This window comes from Staphylococcus caeli (assembly GCF_051413795.1).
GTDB classification, from domain to species: Bacteria; Bacillota; Bacilli; order Staphylococcales; family Staphylococcaceae; genus Staphylococcus; species Staphylococcus caeli_A.
Genome location: NZ_JBOIRQ010000055.1, coordinates 1 through 300, shown reverse-complemented (window position 1 = coordinate 300; position 300 = coordinate 1). Strand labels below are relative to the sequence as shown.

1 protein-coding gene is annotated in these 300 nt (G+C 40.7%); it reads left to right on the top strand.

Features of this window, described 5'->3' with window-relative positions:
• Window positions 1–300: Ig-like domain-containing protein (locus ACSULM_RS12520; RefSeq protein ID WP_436863130.1), on the top strand; the 300-nt coding region annotated here is incomplete at both ends.

Genomic DNA, 300 nt, shown 5'->3' with positions numbered 1-300 from the left:
GCAACTACACAATAGATATTCCAACAAATGTTGATCTTAAAGGCGATGAAAATATCGTTGTAACAGCAACAGATAAAGATGGAAATGTGTCGGAAGAAGCAACAACAACAGTAACAGATACGACAGCACCAGAGGCACCAACGGTGAATGACGTAACAAGTGATGATACAACAATCAGTGGAACAGCAGAACCAGGTTCAACAGTAACGGTAACGTTCCCAGACGGAACAACAGGTACAGGAACAGCTGATGATGAAGGCAACTACACAATAGATATTCCAACAAATGTTGATCTTAAAG